This is a genomic window from Mesorhizobium sp. GW821-FHT07A06 (genome assembly GCF_059419085.1).
Window position 1 is genome coordinate 297324 of the sequence record NZ_JBWKRC010000007.1, and the last position, 13878, is coordinate 311201.

The following is a 13878-nucleotide window of genomic DNA, read 5'->3' on the forward strand; positions in this document are numbered from 1 at the left end:
CTTATATTTAAAGTTTTACGTATCCCGAGGAATGCATGTTTTCTTTACCCCCCTGTGTCATTACGATACGAGGGGTCCATTTTCAGCCTCCTGCGCGGGGGTAAGACAAACACAATCATATAAGCCCGCGGCAGCTAGTACAGGGTAGCGAAGGCATGGCGAAGAAACCAACGACGAACACGAGAACTCTCGACAACGACGTAGCCAGGGAACTGGAAAAAGCGCTCGATCTCGACCTCAGCGGCGACATCGGTAGCGGCGATCTCGATATCGCGGCTTCGATGGAAGATCTGGAAGCGCAGATATCCCAGGCCGCCGACGAGCTGGCTCGCGAAGGACGCAACCAGAATCCGGCCCCCGCCGCCCCTCAGGCGCCCGTGGCCAGCCAGCCCCCCGCGACCAATCAGGCCGCGAAGCCCGCGCCAAAGGCCAAGCCCGCTGAACTGCGCCCCGTGGAGACACGCAATGGCAATGGCACGCAGCCCGCGGGCTTTGCGCCGGCCAACGACGATCGTCAGAAGGATTACAAGACCCTCCTGCACAGCCTCAACAGGCGGGCTTCCAACACCGTCTACTGGATCATCGCGTTTGTCTCGCTTGCCTGGATCGCGGGTGCCGGTGCGCTCGCCAACCTGCTGTTCGGACCGAGCATCTGGCGTATCGGCACGCTCGACCAGTTCCTTGCCCGCCCCGAACTGATTGGCCTCGCCGTCGCGGCGATCGTGCCGATCATCCTGTTCTGGGCCTTCGCGGCCATGATTCGCCGCGCCCAGGACATGCGCATTGCCGCACAGTCGATGACGGAAGTCGCCTTCCGCCTGACCGAGCCGGAAAACATGGCGCAGGATCGCGTGATGATGATCGGCCAGGCTGTTCGCCGCGAAGTGGCGGCCATGGGCGAAGGCATCGAACGCACGCTTGCCCGCGCCGTTGAACTGGAAACGCTGGTCCACAGCGAAGTCAACCAGATCGAGCGCTCCTATTCGGAAAACGAAACCCGCATCCGTTCGCTGGTGGACGGGCTCGGCAGCGAGCGCGAGGCGGTCGTCACCCATGCCGAGCGGGTCCGCGCCTCTATTTCGGGTGCGCATGAGACGCTCAGGGATGAAATCGGCGCTGCCAGCGACATCATCCGCGACTCGATCCTCAACGCCTCGACCAAGCTGTCGATGACGATCACCAATTCCGGCGACACGCTGATCGACCGCATCAATGAAAGCTCGATGTCGATTTTCGATTCGGTGGAAGGCCGGCTCGACAGCATCACCGACAGGCTTACGACCTCCGGCGAGGCCTTCGCCAGCCTGCTCGACACGCGCATTGCCAAACTGACGGACACGACGGACGGCCTGACCCGGTCGCTGACCGATCTGCTCGACGATCGCACCACCGGCATGGTGTCGCTGCTTGGCGGCGCCGCGCGCACCCTCAATTCGGAGTTCGAAGCCAGCCTCAACGGCATCGAGCGCACGCTGGCCGAACGCGGCCAGGCGCTGATCAGCGAATTCCAGACCCGCGCCGAAGCACTGGACACGGGCACGCAGAAGCTCAATGCCGCGCTCGAGGCGCGAGCCCGTCAGATCAACGAGACACTGGTCGAGCGCGCCCGCGAAATCGCCCACACTTTCGCCGAGAGCAGGGATACGCTGAGCGCGATGATCGATCAGGGCAAGACCCAGATCGGCGCAGACATGGCCGACATCGTCACCTCGACATCGAGCATGCTGGAGGCACGCGCCAGCGACTTCGCCGGGCGCATGGAAGCGGCGCGCCACGTCGTCTCGCGCTCCTTCGACAGCGACATCCAACGACTCGCCGACGCTCGCGTCGGCATCGAGGAAGCCGTCGAAAACCACAGCCGCAAGCTTTCCGAAAGCCGCGAACGCATGGCGGCCGCCATGGAGGCGGATCTCGCGAAATTCGCCGAGGGCCGCGCCGGCATCGATGCCGCCGTGACCAACCAGGTGCAGAAGCTGGCCGAAGGCCGCGCCCTCATCGCACGCGCCCTCGAGGAGGACCTGCGCAAGGTCAACGAATCGCGCGCCGCCATCGATGCATCGCTCGGTAGCCACCTCGAGAGGCTGGAAGAAGGCCGCAACCGGCTTTCACTGGCCCTCAACGAAGACTCCGGGAAACTCGTTCAAGCCCGTACGATCATTGATGAAATGGTCGCCGGGCATGTTGGAAAACTGGCTGAAGGCCGCAACATCCTCTCGCGCGCCCTGGAAGCAGATCTCGGCAAGCTGTCTGACAGCCGCGCCAGCATTGACGGGCTGGTCGCCGGCCAGGTCGAGAAGATCGCCGAAGGCCGTGCGGTGCTCGCCAAGGCGCTGGAAAACGACATTCTCGGAATCAAGAACCTGATCGAGACCCATTCGGCAAAGATGGTGGAAGACCGCACCCAGCTCGGTCGTTCGCTCGAAAACGACCTCTCGGGCATCAGGGGCCTGCTTGACGATCATTCCGGAAGGCTTGCCAACGATCGCAGCCTGCTCTCGCAAACGCTCGAAGCCGACCTTGCCAAGCTGGCCGAAAGCCGCTCGAGCATCGACGGCTTGGTCGCCGGCCAGGTTGAGAAGCTGGCCGAAGGCCGCGACATTCTCAAGCGCGCGCTGGAATCGGACCTCAACACCATCAAGGGTGTCATATCCAGCCAGTCGGAAAAGCTGGCGGAGGATCGCGGGCAGCTTTCGCGGGTCCTGGAGGCCGACCTGCAGAATGTGAACAGTGTCATCGCCGACCACATGAACAGGCTGGTTCAGGATCGTTCGACCTTGTCGAAGGCCCTCGAGGACGACCTCGCCAAGCTTGCCGACAGCCGCTCCAGCATCGATGGTCTGGTCGCAGGCCAGGTGGAGAAACTGGCCGAAGGCCGCGACATTCTCAAACGCGCGCTCGAGGCCGACCTCAACACGATCAAGAACACCGTTGCCGACCAGTCGCAGAAACTGGTCGACGACCGCGCCCAGTTCGCCAAGGCGCTCGAAGCCGATCTCGAAAGCGTCAACAGCCTCGTCAACAGCCATTCCGAGCGGCTTGTCCAGGATCGCTCAACCCTGTCGAAGGCGCTGGAAGTCGACCTCGAAAGCGTCAACAGCCTCGTCAACAGCCATGCCGAGCGTCTGGTCCAGGAGCGCTCGACCCTGTCGAAGGCGCTGGAGGCCGATCTCGACAGCGTCAGCGGCCTGGTCGCTGGCCACGCCGACAGGCTTGTCCAGGAGCGCTCCACCCTGTCGAGAGCGCTCGAGGACGATCTTGCCAAGCTGGCCGAAAGCCGCTCCAGCATCGACGGGCTGGTCGCCGGCCAGGTTGAGAAGCTGGCCGAAGGCCGCGACATTCTCAAGCGCGCCCTTGAAGCTGATCTCGCCAAGCTGGCCGAAAGCCGCTCCAGCATCGATGGCCTGGTCGCCGGCCAGGTTGAGAAGCTGGCCGAAGGCCGCGACATTCTCAAGCGCGCGCTGGAATCGGACCTCAACACCATCAAGGGTGTCATATCCAGCCAGTCGGAAAAGCTGGCGGAGGATCGCGGGCAGCTTTCGCGGGTCCTGGAGGCCGACCTGCAGAAGCTGACCGAAAGCCGCGGTGAGATCGATAACATCATCGCCGGCCATGTCGGCAAGCTGGCCGAAGGCCGCGACATGTTGAGCCGCGCGCTGGAAGACGATCTCGGCAAGCTCGCCCAGACCCGCAAGGACGTCGACCGCTCGCTGTCGGGCCATATCGACCAGATCGCGGCCCGGAGCACCGACATTTCGGCCGCGATCGCCGCCGATGTCGACAAGATCGAGCAGGCGTTCAGCCGTCAGACCGGCGTAATCGAGGAACGCGCCGGAACCATGGAGCGTGCGCTTTCGACAGGCGTCGACAACGTCCGCAACGTGCTTGAGAAGAGTGCGGTCTTCGTCGCCGGCGCATTGCGCGAAAAGGTCCTGGAAGTCACCAGCACGCTGCATGAGCAGGCCGGTGCTGCCTTCAGTGACGCCGACCGCAAGATCGCCGAGCGCGCTGAGCAGACATCAGCCGCCCTTTTGGCGCGGGCCGAGGACATCGCCCGCACCTTCGAGGAAGCCGATCGTCGCCTCCACGCCCGTGCGGAAGATACGTCCAACGCACTGCTTGCCCGTGCGGACGACACCTCCAGCACGCTGCTGGCGCGTGCCCATGAAACCGCCGATCAGTTGGCTGCACGCGCCGGCGAGATCGCCGGCACCTTCGACCTGGCGGACCAGAAGCTCGCCGCTCGCGCCCAGGCAACCACCGACCAGTTGGCCGCCCGGGCACAGGACACCGCGGATCATCTGGCGGCCCGTGCAAGCGAGATCGCCGGCACGTTCGACGCGGCCGACCAGAAACTGGTTGCCCGCGCCGTCGAGACGGCACAGTCGCTGGCCGCCCGCGCCGGCGACATCCTGCGCAACTTCGAAAGCGCCGACCAGCGGCTCGGCATGCGCATCGGCGAATCGGCCGAGGCGCTGGCCGCCCGCGCTTCGGACCTCGGCCGCATCTTCGATGCCGCCGACCAGCAACTGGTCTCGCGCATCGCGGAAGGCTCGGACGCCCTGTCCAGCCGTGCGTCGGAAATCGGCCGCATCTTCGATGAGGCAGACCAGCGCCTGGTCTCGCGTATCGCCGACAGCTCGTCGACGATCGGCGAACATGCGCAGACCATCGTCGGTGCTTTCGCCAACACCGAGCAGAGGGTCGCCGACCGTGCCCGCCAGACAGGCCAGGAACTGGCCGTGCATGCCCGCGAAATCGAGCAGGCGCTTGCCGGCGCCGACGAGCGTCTTGCATCGAGCGCGGCGGCCGCGGCCGCTCGAGTCGAGGAACAGATCGCGAGCGTCGAGAACCGGCTCGCCTTCACCGCCGAGACGATGGGGCAGAGGCTCAACGAACAGGTTTCGACCGCCGAGGCGCAACTCGTTTCGCGCGCCAATGTGATCGCCGAGACCTTCACCGCGGTTGGCCAGCATATCGGCCAGAGCACCAACGACGCCGCCAAGACGATCGGCGCCAACACCCGCGAACTCAACACCATGCTCGCGGCCCGCTCCGCCGAAATGTCGAGGATCCTCGACGAAACCGCCCGGCCGTTGGTCGAGCGCTTCGCCCAGGGTGGCTCGGAACTGCAGAAGAGCATGGAAGAGGTCACCGAACGCGCGACCGAGAAGCTGCGCAGCGAAAATGCCGCCCTTGTCAACGCGCTCGCCAGCCGCACCGCCGAGACCTTGTCGGCGGTCGAAGGCGCTCGCTCGTCGCTGTCAGACAGCGTTGCCGATCTTATCGGCCGCATGACCAACTCCAGCTCGCAGCTCGGTCAGCTGATCGAGCAGGCGGCGGTTAACCTCGGCCAGGTCGACGAACGCCTGACCGGCAGCACACAGAGCTTCGCGGCGACCACGGAAAAGGCGGCACAGACCTTCGCCAGCTCGGCGCGCCTGGTCGATTCGAACACCACAAGGCTGACGGAACTGTCGTCGTCGACCTTGCGCGAAGTGGCCTCGATCGCCACCAAATTCGATGAACACAGCCGTCTGCTGGCCAGTGCCTCGGACCTCTTGAGCTCTGCCCAGAGCAACCTCGAGCACACGCTGGAAAGGCAGTCGTCGCTCGAGGATCTCGCCGTCGGCCTGGTCAAGAAGTCGGAAGATCTCGAAAGGGTCATGCGCTCGTTCGAAAACCTCGTCGGCCAGACGCTGCAGAACGCCGAAGGCAAGACGCTGGAATCGGCCGACAAGATCCGCAACGCCATCACCGATGTCGTGGATTCGGCCACCAAGCGCTTCGCCGATGCGACCGAGGAGATGCGGCGCACCGCGGGCTCGATCAAGAGCGAACTCGACCTCACCCGCGCCGAGCTCAAGAAAGGCGTCATCGAGATGCCGGAAGAGGCAAAGGAATCGACCTCCGCCATCCGCCGCGCCGTTTCAGAGCAGATCAACGCCTTGAAGGAGCTTTCCGACATCGTTGCGAAGTCTGGCCGCGGCGGCGACACCTCGGAGCCGCGCACCTTGCGTCCGGCGCCGCAAGCGCCGGCCACCCGCGCTGCCGAGCCGCGTCGCGCGCCGGCGCCGCAGCAGCCCGAGCTTCGCACGCCTCAGGCGCCGCTGGGCGGCGCCGCACTGCGCGGCACGCTCGACCTCGAGCGTCCGGCTGAGGCGGCACCGCGTCAGCAACGTCCCGACGCCAACACCCGCACGCCGCAGGGCGGCTGGGTTCGTGACCTCCTGACCGCGGCGTCGAACGACGCGGATCTCAGGCCGGCGGCTCCACCCTCGGCGCCCGCGGAAGCGCCGCGCGCGGCACCTGCGCAGCGCTCGCCACTGCATGTGGTGGAATCGCTGAACTCTCTCTCTGTCGACATTGCACGGGCCATCGACCACGACGCTTCGATCGAGCTGTGGAACCGCTATCGGCGCGGCGAGCGGGACGTGTTCACGCGCCGGCTCTACACGCTGAAGGGTCAGCAGACGTTCGACGAGATCCGCCGCAAATATCAGGGAGAGGCCGAGTTCCGCGCCGCGGTCGACCGCTACTGCGACGACTTCGAGAAACTGCTGAAGGATGTCTCGCGCAACGACCGCGACAACATCATGGCGCAGACCTATCTGACGTCGGACACCGGCAAGGTCTACACCATGCTGGCCCATGCCAGCGGCCGCTTGCACTGAGCCGGAATTGCAGGCGGGCCCCGCCCCGCCTGTAACCGCCTCAAAGCTCCGTCGCTGAAACCGTCTCGCAGCTGCGGGCCGACGCATGCGTTCGATACGCTCGCGGCGCAAAGTCCGGTTTCCGACGGCGCGAAGAACACGGGCGAAATCCGCTGCCCTGATCCTCGATAAAAAGGGGCCGACCGTGAAGACGGCAATCATATTCGACTGCGAGTTTCTCTGCCTTGAGGGTTCGCAACGCAGATTCTGGTGTGCTGCCCACGATCCCGACCCGGTCATCGCGCAGATCGGCGCCGTCAGGCTTGGGCTCGAAGACGATTTTCCGCTGCTCGGTACACACAAGGCCTATATCAGACCGATCGACCGGTTTGGCCGGAGATATGCGCTCCACCCGTTCTTCACCAAACTGACCGGCATCACCGAGGAAAACATCGAGACCGAGGGGGTCGCGCTGGGAGAAGCCCTTGCCGATATCGATCGTTTTTCCGGTGGCGCGCGATTCTGGTCCTGGGGTAAGGACGAACTGAACATGATCGCCATCAGCTGCTTTGTCGCAGGCATTCAGCCTTCCATCCCGGCCACCCGGTTTGACAATGCCGTGAAGCTGCTGATCGCGGCCGGGATGCCGATCGAGGATCTGGCAAGGACGCCGAGCAACAAGCTTGCGGATTATTATGGTGTCGAACACCCGCCGTTACAGGGTCACGACGCGCTCGACGATGCGCTGTCGGTAACCTACGCCTTGCAGCACCTGATGAAGACCGGAAAACTGCGGCCGGACGTCTTCGACCGCCTGTAACATGCAGGCGTCGGTCTATCCGGCGCGCCGGGCGCTCAGATCACCGAATCGGTCCAGCGGACGATCTGCTTGGCGGCATCGCCAAACGCGGCGTCCAGCCCACTGACATAGGCGGAATTGCCACTGCCCGAAACCGGTGCGGTCGCGGTGAAGCTCTTGGACGCGCGCACTTCGCCGTTGCGGTCGTTGAGGATGCGCACGAACAGGTCGACTTCGGCGTGCTCGCCACCGTCGACGCGCACCTCGAAGGATCGGATTTCTACGATGATCTGATAATCGATCGCCAGGCCCTCGCCCGGCTTGCCAACACCGGCAAAGCTGCCCGAGCGTTGGAATGTCTCGGCGAGCCGCGCCTGCACGATCAGCGGCAGGCGGTCGGCCCATTGCGCGCCCTTCAGATACTGGATCGAGCGGTCGGAGGGCTTGATGACGATGTTCTGGCTGTCCAGCGCCTTGAGTGCCGAGGGCTGGGCGATCAGGATTTGCTTGCGGCTGTGGCCATGCGCGTCGACCGAAGGCGCCGACAACTCAAACGTGTCGAGCGGCGCGGGTCCGCCACCGGGCAACGCCGCGCAGCTGGCGAGGACCAAGGCAAGCAATGCCAGGCCCGATCTGGACACAATCGACTTCACGCGCGACCCCTGCTGTCCCCGTTATGTATCGACCTCAAAATAACCTGCACCCGCAATGACTGTTTCTGAGGCGAGCAGACGTCGAAGTCAACGCCGTGCCCTGCCATCGAATTGCCGAACCTCGCCGTCGCCACCCGAAAGAATGCGCTGCGGATTGCGGCTGAGATCCGTGACCGCTTCCTCGATGCGCGTGATCGATCGGCGGCTGTCCTGCACCAGCGCCTCGACATTCGACAGGCCCTGGCCCGAGAAGCGCGCCAGATTGTCGGTAATGACGCCCAGCCGCGCATTCAGCGTATCGGCAACCTGCTTGAACGACTTCAGCGTATCCCTGGCGTCGGCCATTACGCCGTCGGCCTGCCCCGATCCAAGCAAGGTGTCGACCCTGGCAAGGATGCCGTCGACGCGCACCGAGGCATCGTTGAGCCGCTGTGCCAGTTGCTTGGCGTCCTTGATCGTCTGGTCGATATCGTCGGCGCGGTTGGCGAACTTGTCGGTCACCACGGCAATGTCGGCGGCGGCCTTGTTGGCGTTTTCGCTGGCCTTCTGGATGTTGGCCAGGGCCGCACGCACCTGCGCCGGATCGACACCGTCCAGCACGCCGTCGACCTTGGCCAGCGTTCCCTGCGTCTGCTTGGCGAAATCATTGACGGATCCGACCGCCGTGTCGACATTCTTGATCACACCGTCGAGCTGCTGCGATGTCTGTTTGAGGTTCGCGGTCACCGTATCGACATTGGCGACGATGCTCTTGATCTTGTCCCTGTCGACGGCATTGAGCAGGCCTTCCGCCGCCTTCAGCGTGCCGTCGAGCTTGCCGGACACGCCCTTGAGTTCGTCGGACAGCGCGCTGACGCTGGACAGGAACTTGTCGATGCCGTCGGAATTCTTGGCCAGCGCATCGGAGAACGTCTGCACGTTCTGGACAGTCTGCGTCAGCGGCCCGCGAACATCCTTGGTGAAGCCCTCGAGTTCGGTCAGCACCTTGTCGGCGCGGGTGAAGATGTTCTGCGCCGTCTGCAGCAGATTGGTCACGGCGGACGGATTGGCGACGATCTCGGCGACCTTGCCTTCCTTTTCGGCCTGATCGAGGAGTTTCACTTCCTTGGGATCGGCGCCCTTGAGCTCGATGTTGGCCTGCCCGGTGAGGCCGGCAAGGCCGATATCGGCCTGCGTCGACTTGGTGATCGGCGTCAGCCGGTCGATCTCGGTGTCGGCGATGGCGACGGTCGGGTTGTCCACGTCGATATAGACGCGCTTGACGTCACCGACCTTGACGCCGTTGAACAACACGAAGCTGCCGCGGCCGAGGCCGGAGGCCGAACCTGGAATGCGCACGCGCAACAGCGTCGTCTCGCCCCTGTCACCGATCGCCGCCGTCCAGTAGACGAAGGCGAACGCCGCCAGGATCGCAACCAGCGTGAAAATGCCGACAATGACGTAGTTGGCTCTGGTTTCCATTGCTTCACTTATGGCTATGCACGTGCGGCAAGATCAAGTTGGCGGGCGCGTTTTCCGCGGAAATAGGATTTTACCCACGGTTCCTCGCTCTTCAGCATGTCGTCGATAGTGCCTTCGACCAATACTTTCTTCTTGCCGAGCACCGCCACGTGGTCGCAAGCGGTAAACAGCGTGTCGAGGTCGTGCGTGACCATATAGACGGTCAGGTCCATGGTGTCGCGCAGCTTGACGACGAGTTCGTCGAATTCGGCGGCACTGATCGGATCGAGGCCGGACGTCGGCTCGTCGAGAAAGACGATGTCCGGATCGAGCGCCAAGGCGCGCGCAAGTGCCGCGCGCTTGATCATGCCGCCGGAGAGTTCGGAGGGAAATTTCTGCGCCGCGTCCGGCGGCAGCCCGACCAGCTCGATCTTGAGCAGCGCCAGTTCGTCCATCAGCTTTCTTGGCAGGTCTAGATATTCGCGCATCGGCACCTGCACGTTCTCCTGCACGGTCAATGCCGAAAACAGCGCGCCATGCTGGAACAGCACGCCAAGACGCATGTCGATGCGCAGGCGCTCGATATCGCTTGCCTTGTCGACATCGACGCCAAACAGCTTGATCGTTCCCGACTGCTTGGGCATCAAGCCGAGAATGGTTCGCAACAGGACGGACTTGCCGGCGCCCGAAGCACCGACGAACCCCAGGATCTCGCCGCGCTTGATGTCGAGCGAAAGCTTGTCGAGGATCAGCTTGTCCTCGATGGCAACGGTGACGTCGCGCACCGACAAGACGATTTCACTGTCGTCCGCTTCCTCGACCTCGATGCCATTGCCCTTCGCCATCTCTCAGAACTCGATCGCTGCGTAGAACATGGCGAAAAGGCCATCGAGGATGATGACGACGAAGATCGACTTCACCACCGACGCGGTCACGTGCTGGCCGAGCGATTCGGCACTGCCGCCGACCTTCATGCCTTCGACCGAGGCGATTGTGCCGATGATCATGGCCATGAACGGCGCCTTGATCAGGCCGGCGAAAATCGTGCTGAGATCGATGGCGACACGCAGCCGGTCGATGAATGCGGCGGGGGGGATATCGGAGTAGAGCCAGGCCGCGACGATGCCGCCGCCGAGTGCCGCAAAATTGGCGATGATCGTCAGGCACGGCAACGCAATCACCAGCGCAACCAGACGCGGAAAGACCAGGACGCCGATCGGGTTGAGACCGATTACCTTCAGCGCGTCGACCTCCTCGCGCATCTTCATCGAGCCGATCTCTGCGGTGATCGCGCTGCCGGAGCGGCCGGCGATCATGATTGCCGTCATCAGCACGCCGAGTTCGCGCAGGATGAGCACGCCGACGAGGTCGACGACGAAGATGTCAGCGCCGAAATAGCTGAGCTGGTAGGCGCCTTGCTGGGCAACGATCGCGCCGACGATCGCCGACATCAGCACCACCACCGGGATGGCGCCGACGCCCATGCGGTCGATCTGGTTGAAGATCGCAGCCGGGTTGACGGCGTGGCCGCGGCCAAGCTTCATCTGCGCGCCGCGGATGGTGGCGCCAAGAATATTCATCGAAGCAAAGAAATCGTCGCGCATCTCGTAGACGCGCCGGCCAACCGCCTCAAGCGCCCGGATGACGATGTTGGGCGGCCGCGCCGGCCCGGATTCGGGCTCGCGCCGAACAGCCTCGCCGACCGCGTCGAGCAGGATGGAAGCGATCTCGCTCTGGCCTTGCAGCCGGACCTCGACGTTCTTCTTCTCGAAGACACTGACCAGGCGGTCGATCAGCCAGGCGCCGGCGGTATCGATCTTCTCGATTTTCGAAAGATCGAGCGCCAAAGTCTTGAAACCGTTTCGTTTCTCGATCTTGCGCATGTCGGCGTCGATTGACGCTACCGTTCGTGTCGTCCAGATTCCGGAGAACGCGCAACCGAGAACGCCACCCTCCTCGCCGACCGCCACACGCGGTTGGTGGTCAGCCTCCGAGGCGGTCGTGCCGCTTGCGTCGCGCTTGCCGATGGTCAACATGGCGTCCTGTTTAGCCTGATGGGTCCGACCTTGTCGATTTGCCGACAACCCTTCTGGCACAGCTGGAGCAGAAAAATATGGCGCGTGTCATTTCGGTCGAGGCGGAGCGCTTTCCGATCGCCGGAACCTTCACCATTTCGCGCGGCTCCAAGACCGAGGCCGAGGTCATCACATGCACGATCAGCCAGGACGGTCATAGCGGTCGCGGCGAATGCGTTCCCTACAAGCGCTATGGTGAAACCATGGACGGCGTGCACGCCGCGATAGAGGCGATGCGCGAGCGGATAGCCGGTGGCATCGACCGGACCGCCCTGCTCGACGCAATGCCGGCGGGAGCCGCCCGCAACGCGGTCGACTGCGCCCTCTGGGACCTTGAGGCCAAGATGGGTGACAGCCCGGTTGCACACGCAATCTGGCCAGCTCCGCCGCGTCCATTGGAAACTGCCTACACGCTATCGCTCGGCGAACCCGAGGCGATGGCGGCACAGGCCCGTGCCAACGCCGGGCGGCCGCTGCTGAAGGTCAAGATCGGCGGCGACAACGACATCGCCCGGATCGAGGCAGTGAGACAGGCGGCACCCGGGAGCCGAATCATCCTTGATGCGAATGAAGGCTGGACCGACGACAACATCGTCGCGAACCTCGCCTTTGCCGCAGAGCAGGGCATTGCGCTCATCGAACAGCCCCTGCCCGCCGGCCGGGATGAAATCCTGCGCCACATCGCGCATCCGGTGCCGATCTGCGCCGATGAAAGCGTGCATGAGGCGAATAATTTGGAAGCGCTTGTCGGCCTCTACGACGCCGTCAACATCAAGCTCGACAAGTCCGGCGGGCTGACGGCGGCGCTCGTGCTGCGTGACCGCGCCCGCGAGCTGGGTTTTGGCATCATGGTCGGCTGCATGGTCGGCACATCGCTTGCCATGGCGCCGGCGGTCCTGCTCGCCCAGAACGCCGATTTCGTTGACCTCGATGGTCCGCTGCTGCTCGCGCGCGACCGTGTGCCGGGTCTCGTCTACCAGGGTTCGCTCGTCTCACCCCCGAACCGGGCGCTGTGGGGCTGAGCGCGCGGCAAGCCCGATAAGCACGAGGCCAATGATCGCGATCGGGATCATCACCAGGAAACCATCGACGCCGAGACGATCATAAAGCGGACCGGACGCAAGCGTGACGGCGGCCATGAAGAAGCCGTTGAAGAAATAGGCGATGCCTTGCGCGGCGCCCGTGCGCTCCTCGGAGACGGTCTCGGCGATCATCTTCTGCAGGCCGATCAGCACCATCGCGACGGACACCGAATGCAGTGACTGCACGGCGAAGAAGCCGGCGACGCCGAGGCCGAACGGCCATACCAGTGGGAAGATGATCCAGCGCACGATCGACCCGATGCCGGCGATCACCATCACCCTGACGACGGATATGGAGGCGAAAATGCGATTGAAAAACAAAAACATGCAGACTTCGGACACCACGCCCCAAGCCCACAGCAGGCCGACGACGGAATCGCTTATGCCGATCGATTTCCAGTAGATGGAAACGAAGCCGTAAAGGAAGGCGTGGCTGGCGGTGATGATGCCGACGCCAAAGGTGAAAAAGAGGAAATAGGCATTGAACAGGCTCGGCGCCGCGTGCTGGATTTCCGCGGCCGACAGCGGCGAGGCCTTGCGCGGCCGCCCCATGCGCGGCGCCAGCAGCCCTGCGACGAGTGCCGCGCCAAGGGCAAGGAAAATGATCACCGGAACGGCTTGCGGACCGGTGGCCGCCAAGATGAAGCCGCCAGCGACATTGGCGCAGAGATAGCAGATCGAGCCCCATTTGCGCATGCTTGCGTAGTTCGAACCGAAGCGGCGCACGCCCGAAAGCGCCAGCGAATCGGCGATCGGCGAATGCGGCGTCCAGACAATGGTCAGGGCAAGCGACACCGCCAGCACCATGGCGTAGGTCGGTGTCAGGAAATAACCCGCCGAGAGCAGCAGGGAGGCTGCCACCAGCGCGACATAAACATCGGCGCGGTCCCGCGCCCGGTCGGCGAGCGTCGTCAGCAGCGGCGTCGTCACCACGCGCAGGAACATGGGCGCCGCCAGGATGACGGCGATCTGCTCGGCGTGAAAGCCCTTGGCCTGCAGCCAGAGCGGGAAATAGGGCAGATGGGTACCGAGCGATATGAACAGCGTGCCGAAAATGAGGCTCATGCGCAGTTCGAAATGGCGCGGCTTGACGAGCTGTTCTGGCGAAAGCGGCGGCAGGGACATGAATCGATCCAATTACGCCGCACTTGGCCGGCCGGCCAGCAACGCAGATCGATC

Annotated in this window: 8 protein-coding genes; 3 read left to right on the forward strand and 5 right to left on the reverse strand. The window is 63.9% G+C overall.

Annotated elements, in window-relative coordinates:
* The first annotated feature begins 155 nt into the window (after window positions 1-155).
* Together AC07SZ_RS23360 and AC07SZ_RS23365 are read left to right on the forward strand one after the other, a co-directional pair.
* The gene (locus AC07SZ_RS23360; RefSeq protein ID WP_494916044.1) at window positions 156-6671 is read left to right on the forward strand and encodes a kinesin; all 6516 of its coding nucleotides are present in this window, start codon (window positions 156-158) and stop codon (window positions 6669-6671) included.
* A 184-nt stretch (window positions 6672-6855) separates the two neighbouring features.
* A complete protein-coding gene (locus AC07SZ_RS23365; protein WP_494916046.1) occupies window positions 6856-7470 on the forward strand; it encodes a 3'-5' exonuclease in 615 nt (204 codons plus the stop codon).
* A 35-nt stretch (window positions 7471-7505) separates the two neighbouring features.
* Here the strand turns inward: AC07SZ_RS23365 and AC07SZ_RS23370 are convergent, their stop codons facing one another.
* The 4 genes from AC07SZ_RS23370 to AC07SZ_RS23385 all read right to left on the reverse strand — a co-directional run bounded on the left by AC07SZ_RS23370 (window position 7506) and on the right by AC07SZ_RS23385 (window position 11578).
* Window positions 7506-8102, reverse strand: a complete 597-nt coding sequence (locus AC07SZ_RS23370) for an ABC-type transport auxiliary lipoprotein family protein (RefSeq protein ID WP_172373654.1) — start codon at window positions 8100-8102, stop codon at window positions 7506-7508.
* Window positions 8103-8189: 87 nt separating this feature from the next.
* Window positions 8190-9563, reverse strand: a complete 1374-nt coding sequence (locus AC07SZ_RS23375; RefSeq protein WP_056576676.1) for an MlaD family protein — start codon at window positions 9561-9563, stop codon at window positions 8190-8192.
* A gap of 14 nt (window positions 9564-9577) precedes the next feature.
* Complete coding sequence (locus AC07SZ_RS23380) at window positions 9578-10387, reverse strand: ABC transporter ATP-binding protein (protein ID WP_056576674.1); 810 nt, start codon at window positions 10385-10387, stop codon at window positions 9578-9580.
* A 3-nt stretch (window positions 10388-10390) separates the two neighbouring features.
* Entirely contained in the window at window positions 10391-11578 is a 1188-nt protein-coding gene (locus AC07SZ_RS23385; RefSeq protein ID WP_056576672.1) for an ABC transporter permease, read from the reverse strand.
* 77 nt (window positions 11579-11655) lie between these two features.
* Here AC07SZ_RS23385 and dgcA point away from each other — a divergent pair, with 77 nt between their 5' ends.
* Complete coding sequence (dgcA, locus tag AC07SZ_RS23390) at window positions 11656-12639, forward strand: N-acetyl-D-Glu racemase DgcA (protein WP_494916049.1); 984 nt, start codon at window positions 11656-11658, stop codon at window positions 12637-12639.
* On the opposite strand, the gene AC07SZ_RS23395 is transcribed toward dgcA, so the two are convergent.
* Window positions 12610-13824, reverse strand: a complete 1215-nt coding sequence (locus tag AC07SZ_RS23395) for an MFS transporter (protein WP_056576666.1) — start codon at window positions 13822-13824, stop codon at window positions 12610-12612. The two genes, dgcA and AC07SZ_RS23395, sit on opposite strands and share 30 nt — an antisense overlap.
* Window positions 13825-13878: the final 54 nt, after the last annotated feature.

Coding starts and splice junctions, on each gene's coding strand:
- AC07SZ_RS23385 (WP_056576672.1), bottom strand. CDS start 11,578: ATGTTGACCATCGGCAAGCGCGACGCAAGCGGCACGACCGCCTCGGAG.
- AC07SZ_RS23380 (WP_056576674.1), bottom strand. CDS start 10,387: ATGGCGAAGGGCAATGGCATCGAGGTCGAGGAAGCGGACGACAGTGAA.
- AC07SZ_RS23375 (WP_056576676.1), bottom strand. CDS start 9,563: ATGGAAACCAGAGCCAACTACGTCATTGTCGGCATTTTCACGCTGGTT.
- dgcA (WP_494916049.1), top strand. CDS start 11,656: ATGGCGCGTGTCATTTCGGTCGAGGCGGAGCGCTTTCCGATCGCCGGA.
- AC07SZ_RS23360 (WP_494916044.1), top strand. CDS start 156: ATGGCGAAGAAACCAACGACGAACACGAGAACTCTCGACAACGACGTA.
- AC07SZ_RS23395 (WP_056576666.1), bottom strand. CDS start 13,824: ATGTCCCTGCCGCCGCTTTCGCCAGAACAGCTCGTCAAGCCGCGCCAT.